Source organism: Streptomyces sp. DI166 (genome assembly GCF_900091315.1).
GTDB classification, from domain to species: Bacteria; Actinomycetota; Actinomycetes; order Streptomycetales; family Streptomycetaceae; genus Streptomyces; species Streptomyces fuscus.
Map to the genome: position 1 here is coordinate 16,039 of NZ_FLSP01000093.1, position 16,896 is coordinate 32,934.

Consider the following 16,896-nt stretch of genomic DNA (forward strand, 5'->3'; position numbering starts at 1 on the left):
GATCACCTGTCTTCGCGGGAGAGAGCCCGGCGTTCGGCGGCGCGTCGGCGCCGGCCGCGGGACTGACGGCGGTTCTCGGCGCGTTCACGGGCGCCGTCGACGACCCCCGGGGTGCCGGTGCCGCCGAGGTACTCGGCGAGCGTGGCCACGGTGGGGTGCTGGAAGAGTTCGACCATGGTCAGCTCGTGGCCGAGGCGGGCGGCGAGAAGGGTGCGGAACTCGGCCAGGAGCAGGGAGTGCCCGCCGAGGTCGAAGAAGTTGTCGTGGCTGCCCACGCGTTCCACGCCGAGCAGCTCGCGCCAGAGCTCGGCGAGGGTGTGCTCGCGCTCGTCGCTGGGGGCCACGAAACGGGCCCGGAGGTCGGGGCGGCTGCCCGAGGGCTCGGGGAGGGCCTTGCGGTCGGTCTTGCCGCTCGGGGTGAGCGGCAGCCGCATTAGCGTGGTGAAGGTCGCCGGGACCATGTACTCCGGTAGCCGGAGCCGCAGGTGGGCGGCCAGGTCGGCGGCCTCCGGAGGGCTGTCTCCGGCGGGCGTGACATAGGCGGCGAGGCGCGTGTCGCCGGGCCCGTGCTCGCGTGCGACGACGACGGCCTCGCGGACCTTGTCGTGCGTCGTCAACACGGCCTCGATCTCACCGAGTTCGATGCGCAGCCCGCGCAGTTTGATCTGGTGGTCCAGGCGGCCGAGGAACTCCAGTGCGCCGTCGGCCCGGTACCGCGCCAAGTCCCCGGTGCGGTAGAGGCGTTCGCCGGGGACGAAGGGGTCGTCGATGAACCGTTCGGCGGTCAGGTCGGGGCGGCGCAGGTAGCCGCGGGCCAGGCCCCGGCCGCCTATGTGGAGTTCACCGGGCACGCCGATCGGCACTGGGCGCAGGCGCCGGTCCAGGACGTGGAGGCGGGTGTTGGCGATGGGGCGGCCGATGGGCACCGGGCGCCGGTCGGTGTCGTCGGGGCGGCAGTGCCAGGACGTGACGTCGATGGCGGCCTCGGTGGGGCCGTACAGATTGTGCAGGTCGGCGTGGGAGCGGGCGAGGAAGCGGTCGTGCAGGTCGCGGGTGAGTTCCTCGCCGCTGCAGATGACCCGGCGCAGGCTGGTGCACTTCTCCACCGGCTCGGTGAGGAAGACCTGGAGCATGGAGGGCACGAAGTGCACGGTGGTGACGGCCTCGTCCTCGATGGTCCGGGCCAGGTAGCCGCTGTCGCGGTGGCCGCCGGGGCGGGCGACGACGAGGGTGGCGCCGGTCATCAGCGGCCAGAAGAACTCCCACACCGACACGTCGAAGGAGAACGGCGTCTTCTGCAGGACCCGGTCGGAGGCGTCCAGACGGTAGGTGTCCTGCATCCACAGCAGGCGGTTGCGCAGGGCGGCGTGGACGTTCATGACGCCCTTGGGGCGGCCGGTTGAGCCCGAGGTGAAGATGACGTAGGCCAGGTCCTCGCCGTCCACGGTCACACCGGGGTCGTGGTCGGGCTGCGCGGCCAGTTCGGTGGTGAGGGCGTCGGCGTCGAGGACCGGGCAGTCCAGCGGGGGCAGCCGGTCCTGTGCCGGGCCGTGGGTGAGGACCACCGGGGGCAGGGCGTCCTCGGCGATGGCGGCGAGCCGGGCGGCCGGGAGGTCGAGGTCGAGCGGGGTGTAGGCGCCGCCCGCCTTCAGCACCGCCAGCAGGCACACCACCAGCTCCACGGAGCGTTCCACGGCCACGCCGACGACGACGTTCGGACCGACCCCGTGCTCGCGCAGGAGGTGGGCGAGCCGGTTGGCGCGGCGGTTGAGGGTGTCGTAGCCGACGGAGCGGCCCTCGTACCGGACCGCCACCGCCTCCGGATGGCGGCGGACCTGCTCCTCGAAGCACTCGTGGACCGGGCCTGCCGTCCCCCAGTCCCGTGCGGTGGCGTTCCACTCGGTGAGCAGCAGGTGCCGCTCGGCCTCGTCGAGCAGGTCGAAGTCGTCGACCGGGGTGTCCGGCGCGGCGGCGGCCTGCTCGACCAGGCGGCGGAAGCGGTCGGCGATACGGACGACGGTGGCCTCGTCGAACAGGTCCCGGTCGTACTCGAACCAGCCGGTGAGACCGCCGTCGGTGTCGAAGGCCTGGAGTTCCAGGTCGAAGCGCGCGCCCTGGCTGTTGACGGGGATCCGGGTCACCTCGGCGCCGCCCAGGGCGCGGGGCGGTACCGGTTCGCGGCCGTAGCTGAAGCTGACCTGGGCCAGCGGCGGGCGGCTGAGGTCGCGGGGCAGGTTGCGCCCCGCCACCACCAGCTCGAACGGCACCTCCTGGTGCGCGTAGGCGCCCAGGCACGCGTCCCGGACCCGGGCGAGGACGGTGGTGAAGGCCGGGTTGCCGCCGACGTCGGTCCGGATCGCCAGGGTGTTTACGAAGTAGCCGATGAGCGGCTCCACTTCGGCCCGGTCGCGCTGGGCGACGGGCACGGCGACGACGAGGTCGTCCTGGCCGGTGTGCCGGTGCAGCAGGATCTGCAGGACGGCGAGCAGCGCCATGTACGGGGTGGCGCCGTGCCGGCCGGCCAGGGCGCCCAGCTCGCGCATGAGGGACGGGGGCAGTTCGACGGGGACGAAGCTGCCGTTGAAGCCCTGGACGGCGGGGCGCGGCCGGTCGGTGGGCAGGTCCAGGGCCGACGGGGCGCCGTCCAGGTGGTCCAGCCAGTACGCCAGATCGTCCTCCCAGGCCCCGTCCTCCAGCCGCTGGTGCTGCCATTCGGCGAAGTCGCCGTACTGGATCTCCAGTGCGGGCAGCGGGGAGGGACGCCCGGCGGCGAACGCCTCGTACAGGTCGGTGAGTTCGGACAGGAAGACGGCCGTGGACCAGCGGTCGGAGATCAGATGGTGCATGGCGGTCGCGAGCACCGACTCCTCGGGGCCGGTGCGCAGCAGCCGCACCCGCAGCAGGGGGCCGGTGGCGATGTCGAGGGGTTCGGTGAGCGCCCGTTCGAGGTGGCGCTGCCGGTCGGCGGCCGTGAAGGCGTCGCCGCGCAGGTCTGTCACCTCGAAGTCCAGGACCGGGTCGGGGCGCACCACCTGGACCGGGGTGCCGTTGTCGACGCGGAACGTGGTGCGCAGCGCCTCGTGCCTGCGGACGATCTCGGTGACGGCGGCCCGCAGGACATCGGCGTCCAGCGGACCGGCGACGCGGACGGCGCCGGGCACGAGGTAGCCGGGGTTGTGCGGCCGGAGCTGCTCCAGGAACCAGGTGCCGCGCTGCAGGACGGACAGCGGGAAGGTGTCCTCGGTGGCCCGGCGCCGGGCCATCAGCTCGTCGAACCGGGCTCGCTGCTCCGGGGTGAGGGCGGCGAGCCGCGCGTCGAGGTCCTCGGTCACGGGCGGTCCTCTCCGGACGGACGCTCGTCACCGGGTCGCGCCGGTACGTCGGCGATCCCTCCCGGGGCGTCGGCTTCCCCGAGTTGTGCCAATGCGTCGGCGGTCCCTCCCGAGGCTTCCCCGAGTTCCGCCAGTACGTCGGCGGCGGCGCGCTCCTCGGACCTGCGGCGACGGCGGATCGGTGAGGGGTGCGCACGCGGGGTTTCCTCGGCGGGTCCGGAGGTGCCGTCACCGGACGCGAGCCGGTCGAGGACGGTCCGCGCGACCGAGCGGATGGTGGCGCCGCCCAGGAAGTCGGTGATCTGGAGCGTGACATTGAGCCGGTTCTGGAGGTCGTTGCGCAGTTCCACGGCCATCAGGGAGTCCAGGCCGAGCCCGGTGAGCGGCTCGTCCAGACCGGCGGAGGCGGACGCGGAGCCGAGTACGTGCTGGACGGCGCGGAGGAATTGCTCGGTGAGCGTGGGCAGCCGCTCGGCCTCGGGCAGTCCGAGGAGTTCCTCGGCCGTGGGGATGGGGCTGTTGCGGCGCCTGCCCCGGCGCCGGGCGGGGGCCGCCGTGGCCGCCTCCTGCCGGGGTGCCTCCGACGCCGTTCCCGCGGGGGCCTCGGTGCGGTGCCAGGGGCGGGGCGGTTCCCAGCAGTCGGTGGGGTCGAAGGGGTAGGTCGGCAGGACGGTCCGGGCCCGGGTGTAGTCCCGGTCGAATCCGGCCCAGTCGACCGTGGCGCCGCGCGCGTACAGCGCGGCGACCGTGGGGAGCAGCACCTCCCAGTCGTCGGTCCTGGGGCGCAGGCTGGGCAGCAGGAGGTCGTCGTGGTCGGGCGGCAGGGCGTCGCTGACCAGTCCGAGCAGGGTGGGCGCGGGGCCGACCTCCAGGAAGGCCCGGTATCCCAGGTCGTGCAGGGTGCGCACACCGTCGGCGAAGCGTACGGTCCGCCGGACGTGCCGGCACCAGTGCTCGGCGTCGGGCGCCTGGTCCCAGGGCCACAGTCCACCGGTGACGTTGGAGACCAGCGGGACGGCCGGGGCCTTGAAGGCGATGCGCCGGGCGGCCTTGCGCAGGGGGTCGAGGACCGGGTCCATGAGCGGGGAGTGGCCCGCGGAGGCGATGTGCAGCGGCTTGGTCGTGATGCCGCGGGCGGTGAACTCGGCGCAGATCTCCTCGACCAGGTCCCGCTCCCCGGAAATGGTGGTGTTCGCGGGGCCGTTGACGGCGGCGATCGAAATGCGGTCGAGGTCGTCGGCGATCCGCGCGGCCACCTCGGCCTCCGGCGCGAACACCGCCGCCATGGTGCCGGGCTTGCAGAACTGCTCGATGATGCGGGCCCGTTCGACGGTGAAGGCCAGTCCGTCCTCCAGCGACATCGCGCCCGCCACGCAGGCGGCCACGCACTCACCGAAGCTGTGCCCGAGGACGGCGGCGGGCTCCACGCCCCAGGACCGCCACAGCTGGGCCGTCGCGTACTCGACGGCGAACGTGGCGGGTTGGGCGTACGCGGTGTCGTTGATCCGCGTGTCCGCCGGATCGGCCGGGAACAGGACGGACAGCAACGGCCGTCCCAGCAGCGGGCGGAGGATCTCCGCGCAGGTGTCGAGGGTCCGCCGGAACGTGGGCTGGGTCTGATAGAGGCGGGCCGTCATGCCGGGGCGCTGGGCGCCCTGGCCCGTGAAGAGGAAGACGACGTCGGTGTCCTCGGCCTCGTCGTGCACCAGGCCGGGGTCGCCGTCGCCGCGCAGGAAGGCGTCCAGCCGTGCGGCGACCTCCTCGCGGTCGGCGCCGACCGCGGCGAGCCGGTGCCGGAAGTGCGCGCGGCCGGTGCCCGCGGAGTGGCACAGGTCGGCGAGCGGCGTGTCGTCGGGTGCGCGGAGCCGGTCGCGGTAGCGGCGGGCCAGCTCTTCCAGGGCGGTCTCGGTGCGGGCGGACAGCGGCAGCACCGAGGCGGGGCGCCGCTCGTCCGGCGCGGGCGCCGGGGCGGGGTCGGCCTGCTGGAGGATCAGGTGGGCGTTGGTGCCGCTGAGGCCGAAGCTGCTCACGGCCGCGAAGCGCCGGCCGCCCTCCGGCTCGGGCCAGGCGGTGACTTGGGTGGGCACGGTGAACGTCGTTCCCGCGAAGGAGATGTTCGTGTTCAGCCGGGTGAAGTGCAGGTTGGGCGGGATCTCGCCGTGGGCCAGGCAGAGCGCGGCCTTGATCAGTCCGGCGGCGCCCGCGGCGGCCTCCAGATGGCCGAAGTTGGTCTTCACGGCGCCGAGGTACACCGGGCTGCCGGTGGGCCGCCCGTACACGTCCGCGAGCGACTCGGCCTCGATCGGGTCGCCGAGCCGGGTGCCGGTGCCGTGCGTCTCGATCAGGCCGACCTGGTGCGGTTCGACGCCACTGGCGGCGAGGGCGGCCCGGTACACCTCGCGCTGGGCGGCGCCGTTGGGGGCGGTGATACCGGAGCTGCGGCCGTCCTGGTTGACCGCTCCCCCGCGGACCAGCGCCAGCACCTGGTCGCCGTCGCGCACGGCGTCGGAGAGCCGCTTGAGGACGACGATCCCGCACCCCTCGCCGCGCACATAGCCGTCCGCGTCGTCGGAGAAGGACTTCGCCCGCCCCTGCCGGGACACCGACCCGAACTGCGACTGGGAGATCAGCAGCACCGGCGAGAGCACCACGTTGACGCCTCCGGCGAGCGCGGTGTCGCACTCCCCCGACCGCAGGCTCTGGCACGCCTGGTGCACCGCGACCAGCGAGGACGAACAGGCGGTGTCCACGGCGACGTTGGGGCCGCGCAGGTCGAGGAGGTAGGCGATCCGGCCGGGAATGAAGCTGAGCGCGGCGCCGGAGCTGGTGTAGGCGGTGACGTCCTCCGGGCCCCGGATGCGGGCGGTGACGTGGTCGGAGCTGGCCACGCCCATGAACACGCCGGTACGGCTGCCGGCCAGTGCGGTGGGCGCCTGCCCCGCGTTCTCCAGGGCCTCCCAGGCCACCTCCAGGGTCAGCCGCTGATGGGGGTCCATCGCCAGCGCCTCGCGGCGGGAGATACCGAAGAAGTCGTGGTCGAACCGGTCGATGCGGTCCAGGAACCCGCCGCTGCGGGTGTTGATGACCCCCGGCTTGCCCTGCTCCTCGTCGTAGAAGGCCGCGTTGTCCCAGCGGTCGGCCGGGATGTCCCGGATGGCGTCGACCCCGTTGACCAGCAGCTGCCAATAGGTCTCGGTGTCGGTGACACCGCCGGGGAAGCGGCAGCCGACGCCGACGACGGCGATCGGCTCGCTGCGGGCGCGCTCGTACTCCTCGATGCGGCGCTGGAGCCGCTCCATGGTCAGATAGGCCCGCTTGAGGGTGTCGGCCGAGGTGCCGCCCTGTCCGGGTCCGGTCATCGCTGACCCCCTTCGTCGATCTGGTTCGTCCTGGCCAGCAGCAGGGCTTCGAGCTCGGCGGCCGACATGGTGTCGAGGTCCGGCAGTCCGTCGTCCTCGGCGACGGGTTCCGGCACAGCCGGGGCGGGCGCGGCGGAAGGCTCCAGCTCGATCTCCATGCGCTCGGCGAGATAGGGCACGAGCTTGTCGATGGCCGGGAACCGCCAGGTGACGGTGGTGGGCAGGGACACCCCGAGCGAGGTCTCCAGGCCCGTGCGCAGCTCCAGGGCGAGCAGCGAGTCGAAGCCCATGGCGGTGAAGGGGGCGCTGGTGTCGACCGTGCCGGGTTCGGCGCCCACCACCCGGGCGGCCAGGGTGCGGCAGTGCTCGGTCAGCACCGCCCGGCGCCGGCGCCCGGGTTCGACGGCGAGCATTCGGCACCGTACGTCGTCCTGCCCCCGTGGCGCCGCCTCGGCGCCGCCGGATTCCTGGACCAGGGTCCCCAGCAGGCCACCGCCGAGGTGACCGCGGAGCTTGTCGCGGTCCACCGGCAGGACGCACAGCTGGGTCTCCGTGCCACGCAGCAGCAGGTCGAGAGTGGCGATGCCGTCCTCGGGGCGGATGCTCTCCACGCCGCGCGCGGACAGGGCGGCGCCGCGCTCCGGACGGGCCGCGAGTCCGATCTCGGCCCACGGCCCCCAGTCGATGCTCAGCGCGGGCAGGCCCAGGGACCTGCGGTGGTGGGCCAGGGCGTCGACGAAGGCGCCGGCGGCGGCGTAGTTGCCCTGTCCGGGCGAGCCGAGCACGGCCGCCGCGGAGGAGTACAGGACGAAGAAGTCCAGGTCGCGTCCGGCGGTGGCGCGGTGCAGATGCCAGGCGGCGACGGACTTGGGCGCGGCGACGGCCCGGAAGCGGTCCCGGTCGAGGCCGGTGAGCAGTCCGTCGTCGAGGACACCGGCCGCGTGGACGATCCCGGCCAGGGGCGGCATCGTGGCGTCGATACGGTCCAGCACGGCGGCCACGTCCTCGGCCCGGGAGAGGTCGGCGCGCACGGTGTGCACCCGCGCCGACCCGCGCAGGGCGGCCACGGCGCGCTCGGCCTCGGGCGACGGGGCGCTGCGTCCGGCCAGCACCAGGTGCCGGGCGCCCTGGGCGACCAGATAGCGGGCGGTCTCCAGGCCGAGGGCGCCCAGACCACCGGTGATCAGATAACTGGCGTCGGGCCGCACGGGCGCCGAGTCCGGTGCCCGACTGATGAGTTGGCGCTCCTCGGGCCGCAGCACCAGCTTGCCGGTGTGCTGCGCCCTGGCCATCGTGGCGAACACGGCCGGGGCCTCGCCGTACGGGTGGACAGTCACCGGAAGCGCGCTGAACTCCCCGCGCTCGAAGCCCTCGTGGACCTCGTGGAGCAACTCGGCGATCAGGGCGTGCTGTTCGCGGATGGTCTGCTCCAGGTCGACGGCGTGGAAGGACCGGTTGTCCTTGAACAGGTCCAGCCCGATGTGGCTGCCGCCGTGGATGTCCCGCTTGCCGATCTCCACGAACCGGCCGCCGGGCGCGAGCAGTTCCATGCTGCGCACCAGGGCCTCGCCCGTGGTCGAGTTGAGGACCACGTCCACACCGCGTCCGCCGGTGACCCGCACGACCTCGTCGGCGAAGTCCAGCGAGCGGGAGTCCATCACGTGCTCCACGCCGAGCGAGCGCAGCAGTCGCCGCTTCTCCTCGCTGCCCGCGGTGGCCAGCACCTCGGCGCCATGGCGGCGGGCGACCTGGAGGGCGGCGAGGCCGACGCCGCCGGTCGCGGAGTGGATCAGCAGTTTCTCGCCCTTGCGAAGGTGGGCCAGGCGCTCCAGGCAGTGCACGGCGGTGAGGAAGGCGATGGGCACGGCGGCGCCCTGGTCGAGGGTCAGCCCGCTCGGCAGCGGGGCGACCAGCGCGCCGCTGACGGTGACGTACGCGGCCAGGGCGTTCCCGCCGACGGCCAGCACCGGATCGCCGACCCGGACGTGGCTGACGCCCTCGCCGACGGCGCTGATCCGGCCCGCGCACTCGGCGCCCAGCGGCACCCTTCCGTCAGCTCCCGGGTAGGTGTTCATGGCCTTGAGCACGTCGCTGAAGTTCAGCCCGGCGGCAGCCACTTCGACCTCCACCTCGCCGGGTCCCGGCGGGGTGCGGTGCCACTGGGTGGAACGCAGAGTCGACAGCATGCCTGGGCGTGCGGCGAGGATGCGGTGGTTGCCGTCGCGGTCCGGGTCGAAGGGCCACCGGGGTGCCCGCGTCTCGGCCCCGCTGTCCGTCCAGGGCCGCAGGGCCGGGGTGCGACGGGTTCCGGCGCGCAGGGCGACCTGGTCGTCGTCGCCGGGGCGCAGCACTTCGGCCACGATCCGGTCGGTCTCGTCGTCCGGGCGGTCCGGGTCGAGGTCGACGATCAGCGGGCGCAGTTCGCCGTGCTCCAGCGTGACGACCCGGGCCAGGCCCCACAGCGGCGCCTGGGCCACCGCGGTCCGCTGCTCGTCGGCGGCCTGCTGGGCGCCGCGCGTGAGCAGGGTCAGACGGGGCGCCGCCTCCAACTCGGCGAGGAGCTGCACGAGTTCGAGAACGGGCAGGCAGGCGGCATCATGGGCGGCGAGGAGTTGCTCGGGCGTGGCGTCCTCGGCGAGGTCGAGGTCCAGGGCGCGGGCGTCGACAATGCCGTCGAGGCCGCCCGCGAGTTCGGCGCGCAGGGCACCAAGGGGGTCCTCGTCGGCAGTGACACAGGTGCCCCCGCGGGCGGTGAGTGCCGCCGCGATCCCGGCGCCGACCCCGCCCCGGTCGGCGAGCACCAGCCAGCGCCCCGGGGACCGGTCCCCGGCGGCTTCGGCCTCGGTCTCCTGCCAGGCGACGCGGTACACGTCCCGCCCGGCCGGCTCGATGGCGCCACTGCCCTGCACGCGGCGCAGCGCGACCCCGGTCAGTTCCCCGACCACGGCACCGGAGTCGTCGTAGAGCACGACCTCGGCGCCCGTGATCTCCTCGGCGTCCGGGTCCGGCGCGGTGACCGAGGCGTGGGCCCAGCGCGGGACCGCCCGCTCGGCGAAGAGGGTGAACGTCCCCACCCTCACCGGCAGATACGTGGCGTCCCCCAGGGAGTCGCCGAGGGCGGCGCCCAGGGTCTGCAGGGCGCTGTCCAGGACCGCGGGATGGATCAGGTGGGCAGCCAGGTCGTCGGTCAGCTCCGCCCGGTCACGCAACCGGGCCAGCGCCTCCCCCGCCCCGCGCCACAGCTCGCCGACGCCCTGGAACGCCGGGCCGTACGACAGTCCCGCCCGCCGCATCGCGGCATAGTGATCGCCCGCGTCGACGGCGTCGGCGCACCGCGCCCGCGCCTCGGACAGCGGACCGGCAGCGGGACCGCCCGCCCCACGACGGCAGGAACCCCGCGCCGTCTCCGCCCAGTCGTCGTCCTGTCCCGCCCGTGTGAACAGGCGCAGCGAGCCGGTCCCGGGCATCAGGACCAGTTGCACGGTGTCGCCCTCGCAGCGCTCGGGCAGCGCCGTCAAGCGGGTCAGGTGCAGGTCGGTCACGGTGGCGTCCGGTCCGAGCCGGGTGCGGGCCGCGGCGAGTGCCGCGTCCAGGACCAGGGCGGCGGGGAGCACCGCCGCCCCGGCGACCCGGTGGTCCGCCAGGTACCGGAAGCCCTCCAGGGCCACGGGCGCGGACCAGTGGTCGGCGTGCGGGGCGACCGCGGAGCGCACCGGGGCGCGCAGTACGGGGTGACCGTCCCCGGCCGGGCGGCGTACGGCGGTGTCGTCGCCGAACCAGCACCGGGTGCGCTGCCACGGGTACGTCGGCAGCGGTGCCACGGGGCCGGGTGTGCCGTACAGCCGCTGCCAGTCCACCGGGTAGCCGGTGCTGTACAGGCGTCCGAGGCCGGTCAGCAGGGCGGGGCGGCCCGGTTCGTCGCGGCGCAGCGAGGGCACGGCGACGGTGTCGTCGTAGGAGGAGAGGCGTTCCGTCAGGGCGTCGATGAGCATCGGGTGCGGGGAGAGCTCGACGAAGGTGTTGTGCCCGGACTCGGCGAGCGCGGTGACGGCCCGGTCGAAGAGGACGGGGCGGGTGAGGTTCGAGGCCCAGTACTCCGCGTCCAGGGATTCTCCGGGTACCGGCTCTCCGGTGACCGTGGAGTGCATGGGTACGGCGGCGGCGCGCGGGGTCAGTCCGGGCAGCAGCCGCCACAGCTCGCTCGCGACGGGTTCCATCAGCGGGCAGTGCGAGGCGAAGTCGACGGACTCCAGGAGGCGGCAGTACACACCCTCGCCCTCCAGGGTGCGGGCCAGCTCCGTGAGGGTCGCGGCCTCGCCGGACAGGACGGTGGCGTGGGGGCTGTTGGCCGCCGCCACCCACACCTGGCCGGGCCGGCGCTCGGCGAGCATGCGGCGCGCGTCGTCGGCGGGCAGTCCCACGACGGCCATACGGCCCCGGCCCGCGGCGGAGTGCAGCACGGTGCCCCGGTGCAGCGCGACGAGGAGGGCGTCCTCCAGGGGGAGGGCGCCGCTGATGTGGGCGGCGCTGATCTCGCCGACGCTGTGTCCGACCACGGCGGCGGGTTCCACGCCCCAGGACCGCCACAGCGCGGCCAGCGCGATCTGGACGGCGACGAGGGCGGGCTGTCCGACGGCGGTGTCCGCCAGCCGGGAGCGGTCCTGGTCGGCGGTGAGCTGCTCCAGCAGGGAGAAGTCGGTGTGGCGGCGCAGCAGCGCGTCGGCGCGTTCGACGGCGGCCCGGAAGACGGGCTCCTGCGCGAGCAGGTCGGTGGCCACGGGCCACCAGCGCGGGCCCTGTCCGGCGCACACGAACACCGGCTTGGGGCGGCGGCCGACGCGCCGGACGCCCGCCGTGAGGCCGGGGGCCTGCTCGCCGCGGGTGAACGCGGCCAGGGCGGCGCGGAGTTCGTCCGGGGTGGTGCCGGTGCAGGTCAGCCGGTGCTCGTGGTGGGTGCGGCGCAGCGCCGCCGCCGCGGCGAGGGCGCCGGGCGTGAGATCGGTGTCGGCGAGGTGGGACTCGTAGCGGGCGGCGAGGTCGCGCAGCGCCTGTTCGGTGCGGGCCGAGACGGGCAGCAGCACCGCTCCCTCGGGCACGGGCCGGGGGTCGGCCGGCGGGGCGGCCTCCAGTACCACGTGGGCGTTGGTGCCGCCGAACCCGAAGGAGCTGACGCCTGCCACGGCGGGGCCGTCGTCGGGCCAGGGGTGCAGGGCGTCCGCGACCCGCAACGGCAGCCTGTCGAAGGGAATGTGCGGGTTGGGTGACCGGTAGTGGACGGTGGGTGGCACGGCCCGGTGGTGGAGCACGAGGGCGGTCTTGATCAGTCCGCCGATCCCGGCCGCCGACTCCATGTGCCCGAGGTTGGACTTCACCGAGCCGATCAGGCACGGCCGTCGCGGGTCCCGCCCCTCGCCGAGCACGGCGCCGAGCGCCTTGGCTTCGATCGGGTCGCCCAGGCTGGTTCCGGTGCCGTGCGCCTCGACGTAGCGCACGTCGGCCGGGCTCACCCCGGCCCGTGCGTACGCGTCCCGCAGCACCGCTTCCTGCGCCTGCGGGTTGGGGGCCATCAGGCCGTTGCTGGCGCCGTCGGAGTTGACCGCGCCGCCGCGGATCACCGCGTACACGCGGTCGCCGTCGGCCAACGCCCTGCTGAGCGGCTTGAGTACGACGATCCCGGCGCCCTCGGAGCGCACATAGCCGTCGGCGGCGGCGTCGAAGGGCTTGCAGCGGCCGTCGGCGGACATGGCGCCCGCCTTGCTGAAGTTGATCGCCTGCGCCGGGGACAGCACCAGGTTCACCCCGCCGGCGAGGGCCAGCTCGCAGTCCCCTCGCTCCAGGCTCGCGGCGGCCTGGAGGACCGCCACCAGGGAGCTGGAGCAGGCGGTGTCCACGGCGATGCTGGGGCCGCGCAGGTCCAGCAGGTAGGACAGGCGGTTGGCGGCGATGCTGAGCGCGCTGCCGGTGCCGGTCCAGGCGTCGATGGCGTCCAGGTCGCGCAGCTGGCGCATGGCGTAGTCGAAGGTGGAGATCCCGACGAAGACCCCGGCGCGTGCTCCGGCCAGCCGGTCGGCGGGCAGCCCCGCGTCCTCCAGTGCCTCGTGGGCGACCTCGGCGAGCAGGCGCTGCTGCGGGTCCATCCGTACGGCTTCCTGGCGGGCGATGCCGAAGAAGCCCGGGTCGAACCGGTCGACGCCGTCGAGGAATCCGCCCCAGCGGCTGTTGGTGCGGCCGGGTGTCCTCGGGTCGTCGGAGGTGAAGTCGTCGGCGTTCCAGCGGTCGGCGGGGACCTCCGTGATCGCGTCGCGTCCTTCGCTGAGCAACTGCCAGAAGTCGTCGGGGTTGTCGGCTCCGCCGGGGAAGCGGCAGCCGATGCCGACGATGGCGACGGGGTCGGCCTCTGCGGGCGTCTCAGGCGCGGGGGTTGCGGCCTGCTGGACAGGCGTCACCGGTGCGGGGGTTGAGGCTTCCTGGACGGGCGTCACCGGTGCGGGAGTTGAGGCCTCATCGACGGGCGTGGCCGCCGTCACCGTGCCCGCCAGATGCGCGGCCAGCCGCTCCACGGTGGGGTGTTCCCACACCACCGTCGCCTCCACCGGCCGCCCCAGGCGCCGTTCGAGGTCTCCGGCCAGGGTGACCATCTGCACCGACTGCAGGCCGTACGCGGCCAACGGCAGCCTCGGGTCGACGGCTTCCGGACGGCCGCCGGTCGCCTCGGCCAGAGCCTCCCTCAGCCAGCGCTCGATCTCGGGTGCACTCGCGGTCGGGAACTCCCGCCCACCGGTGGGCAGGGCCCCGTCCCGGTCCTGCCGCCACACCGCGACCTCCCTCAGCTCCCCGCGCAGGAAGGCGTCCAGGCAGGCGCCGCGCTGGAGTTTGCCGCTGGTGGTCTTCGGTACGGTGCCCGCCCGCACCAGGGCGACGGCGTAGGCCTGGAGGCCGTGTTCGCGGGCGAGTTCCTCGCGGATCGCGGCGATGATCCGCCGGTGTTCGGCGGGGTCCTTGCTGCCGCGGTACTCCTGGACGACGATCAGCCGCTCCTCGCCGTCGAGGTCGCGGGAGCCGGCCACTCCGCAGCCCTGCCGGAGCCCGCGGTCCACCGACTCCACGGTGCGCTCGATGTCCTGCGGGTAGTGGTTGCGGCCCGCGATGATGATCACGTCCTTGGCCCGGCCGGTGACGTAGATCTCCGGGCCGTCGGTGAAGCCGACGTCGCCGGTGCGCAGGAAGGGGCCCTCGCCGGTGTCGGCCAGGTGGGCGCGGAAGGTGTTCTCGGTCTCCTCGGTGCGGCGCCAGTAGCCGTGGGCGACGCTGGGACCGGCCACCCAGATCTCGCCGACGTGTCCCTCGGGCAGCGCGGTGCGGGTGCGGGGGTCCACGACGGCGACCCGCTGGTCGGAGACGGAGGTGCCGCAGCCGACGACGGTGCGGGCCGGGCCGTCCGGCGCGGCGCTCTCGGCGCGGCCGGCCTCCAGGGCGTCCGGGGCCAGGTCCCGGCACAGGGCGTCGGCGCGCACATCGCCGGTGGAGACCATCAGGGTGCCTTCGGCGAGCCCGTAGGAGGGCAGGTGGGCGGTGGGGCGGAAGCCGCAGTCGGCGAAGGCGGCGGAGAAGCGCTCCATGGTCTCCCGGCGCACCGGTTCGGCGCCGTTGGCCGCCGCCCGCCACCGGCTCAGGTCCAGCGTGCCGCGCTCCCGCTCGGTCACCTTGGCCACGGCGAGGTCGTAGGCGAAGTTGGGCGCGGCGCTCGCGGTGGCGCCGGTGTCGGAGATGGCCTTCAGCCAGCGGTAGGGGCGCTTGAGGAAGGAGTACGGGGCCATGAAGGTGACGGGGAACCCGGCGTAGGCGGGGGTCAGCAGGCTGAAGATCAGGCCCATGTCGTGGAAGGGCGGCAGCCAGCTGACGACGTGCTGGCCGGTGGCGTCGCGGTCGAAGAGCCGGTCGAAGAGGGCGTCGATGTTGTGCAGCAGGTTGCCGTGGCCGACCATCACGCCCTTGGGGCGGCTGGTGGAGCCGGAGGTGTACTGCAGGAAGGCGATGTCCTCGCGGCGGGTGCCCGGGTGCCGCCAGGTGCCGGCGGCGCCGGGGTCCACCTCGTCGACGGCGAGCCAGGCGATGTTCCGTAGCGCCGGGGCGTTTTCGGCGAACGTGTCGGCTAGGGCGACGGTCTTCGCGGGGGCGAGGATCACGACCGGCTCGGCGTCCTCGATGACGCCGAGGAGGCGCGGCAGGGTCCGTTTGAGGAAGGCGGGGTCGGGCGGGTAGGCGGGGACCGCGATGACGCCGGCGTAGAGGCAGGCGAAGAAGGAGACCATGTAGTCCAGGCCCGACGGGCAGAGGATCAGGGCCCGTTCGCCCGCGCCCCAGCGCTCGCGGAGCGTCGCGGCGATGGCGCGGGCCCACAGGTCGACCTCGGCGTCGGTGAGGGTCTGCGGCTCGCCCTCGCCGTCCACGAGGAAGCGGAAGGTCCGGTGCCGCGGATGCTCCGCGAAGGTCATCCGGAAATGGTCGACAAGGGATTCGGAATCGCGGCCCGGCATCGGACGTTCCTCTCACGTTGGGCAGCTCGAAAAGCCGTCCCGGGACGCCGCGGGAATCCGTCATGCGCACGGAGTTTCCCGGAACTCAGGTGTCCGGGCGCGGCAGGTCGGCGGTCAACGAATGAAAAGGTGCCGGGGCAGGAACTAATTTCACGATGAATTTCCCCGTTCGGCAGTCAGCATCCAGCAGCCCGCGCGACGCGTCAAGGAACGCCCGCAGCGCCGGAGGCCGAACGGAATTCAGGGGTGTTCAACTGACCGGAGCGAACAGTTGAACACCCCTGTGCGGGATTGTGGTGAGTACCCCTGGACTCAAGCGCCGGTGGAGTGCAGCATGAATCGAATTCCTTGGATCGAACTTGACCGAATCCGTGCTCCGAGGACCGAAGGGAATCCGAACCATGCAGGCGGCGGTGGGCGGACGCACCGCGCCCCGCCTGGGTGCCGGGACAGGTGCCCGGGACCCAGGCGGGGCGCGAGGGGGTGATCTATCGGTTCTCTGGAGGAACGCTCAGGCGCCGGAGGAGAGCTGACGCACGCTCTGCTCCCCCGTTCCGCCCTTGGCGGCCGTTTCCCGGCACTCGATGTCGATGGCGAACTCCAGCCACCGCGAGGCACACACCCGGGCCATCTGCGCCACGTCCGCGGCGCGGTGGGCGGGGATGCCGTCGATGAGGTCCTGCCGCTGTTCCGTGGTGAGCAGGTGGGCGCGCAGCAGCTGGAGCAGGGTGCGCCCGATCTCGGACATCCTGAGCGAGGGGTCGCGGCGCATGCTGGACAGCACGCCCTCCCACACCGGCTGCGGAGTGGCCGGCTCGGCGGCCTCGGGCCGGTCCGCGGGCACCTTCTCGCGGGCGGGTGACTCCAGGGCGGTGGGACGGAACTTGGGTGCCACCGGGTCCTGCCCCAGCCGGATGCGGCGTCGTACGTCGCGTGCGGTGGCCACCGCGATGCCCGCTCTGCTGGCGATCTCGCGCAGGGAGGCGTCCGGGAACTCGGCGATGACTCTGCTGGCGGCCAGCCGTCCGGCGGTCGCGTCAACAGGGCGTTTGCGGCCGTCCCTGCCGATGCGCAGGGTGAGTTGCGGGGTGTCCCGGGCATTGGCGCGCAGGGATCCCACCGCGCCGGGCGACAGCCCGGTGACGGCGGCGATGCGCCGGTCGGACCAGGCGGGGTGGCTGCGCATGATGCGTACGGCGGCGGCCGTGCGGTCCTGCCGGGAGAGCGGCATCCCGTGCTCGGCGTTGAGCTGCACGGCGAGGACGAAGGCGTCCTCGACACTGCCGTCGACGAACCGGACCTCGATGAGGCGGTCGCCGCGCAGCTCGGCCGCGCGCAGCCGGTGCATGCCGTCCACTACGCGCATGGTGGGGCGGTGGACGACGATGGGCGGCAGTGCGGCCCCCGACTCGGCCAGCGACCTGGCGTGTTCCTCGATCTCTCCCGCGAGCCGGGGAGAGTCGGCCGCCGCTAACGAGTCGACGGGGATCCACTGGGTGTGCTGAGTGAGGTGATTCTCGTCGATGGGCGACCTCGGCTTGCCATCCGGCCGTGAGTCGGACACGCGGCGCTCCCTCCATAGCTCTGCACTGGACGGGGTACGTGTGGTGCGTCCCGCCGGAACTCCGGCGGGTTCCCGGGGCGCATGGGGGGTCCAACAGAATTTGA

At 73.8% G+C, this 16,896-nt stretch carries 4 protein-coding genes; all 4 read right to left on the reverse strand.

Annotation, left to right across the window (positions count from 1 at the left end; translation table 11 throughout):
- Positions 1-2: 2 nt before the first annotated feature.
- Positions 3-3,332 carry a non-ribosomal peptide synthetase gene (locus GA0115233_RS32535; RefSeq protein ID WP_093723923.1) on the reverse strand — a complete coding sequence of 1,110 codons (3,330 nt, stop codon included), beginning with the start codon at positions 3,330-3,332 and terminating at the stop codon, positions 3-5.
- Complete coding sequence (locus GA0115233_RS32540; protein WP_093723924.1) at positions 3,329-6,691, reverse strand: type I polyketide synthase; 3,363 nt, start codon at positions 6,689-6,691, stop codon at positions 3,329-3,331. Before GA0115233_RS32540 ends, GA0115233_RS32535 begins: the two co-directional genes overlap by 4 nt.
- Positions 6,688-15,186: a type I polyketide synthase gene (locus GA0115233_RS32545; protein ID WP_255310431.1), complete on the reverse strand. Its 8,499-nt coding sequence runs from the start codon at positions 15,184-15,186 to the stop codon at positions 6,688-6,690. Before GA0115233_RS32545 ends, GA0115233_RS32540 begins: the two co-directional genes overlap by 4 nt.
- 553 nt (positions 15,187-15,739) lie before the next feature.
- Complete coding sequence (locus tag GA0115233_RS32550) at positions 15,740-16,792, reverse strand: ParB/RepB/Spo0J family partition protein (protein WP_093723926.1); 1,053 nt, start codon at positions 16,790-16,792, stop codon at positions 15,740-15,742.
- Positions 16,793-16,896 lie beyond the last annotated feature (104 nt).